The sequence below is a fragment of the Bacillus sp. ME78 genome (assembly GCF_903970865.1).
GTDB classification, from domain to species: Bacteria; Bacillota; Bacilli; order Bacillales; family Bacillaceae_G; genus Bacillus_A; species Bacillus_A cereus.
Genome location: NZ_CAJCKK010000107.1, coordinates 1 through 358 on the forward strand (window position 1 = coordinate 1; position 358 = coordinate 358).

The window sequence follows — 358 nt, forward strand, 5'->3', positions numbered from 1 at the left end:
CGGAAACGTTTGCTTTTCCTTCTTTATCTGTCGTTACTTTTGTTACTACTTTATCTTTTTCATCTTGCACTTCGAATGTTACGCCCGCTAATACTGCGCCACTTTCTTTGTCTACTTTTGTAATCTCTACTGAACCTTTATCTAACAGTTCGTTCTCTACTTTCAATGATAAGACTTTCGTCATACCTTTTGTAATTTCGAATGATACTGGTTCTATTAATTTTTTGTAACCCGGTAAGCTTTCTTTCTCTACTAATTTGTACTTTCCTACAGATAAGTCTGAGATTTTTGCTTTACCATTTTTATCTGTTTTTACTTCCGTTACTACTTTGCCTTGCTCATCTTGTACTTCGAAGAC

Annotated in this window: 1 protein-coding gene; it reads right to left on the reverse strand. The window is 34.6% G+C overall.

The genetic code is table 11. The annotated features are described in order from the left end of the window. The coding region (locus tag H6481_RS28465) for a SpaA isopeptide-forming pilin-related protein (protein WP_182813826.1) at positions 1-358 on the reverse strand (358 nt) is incomplete at both ends.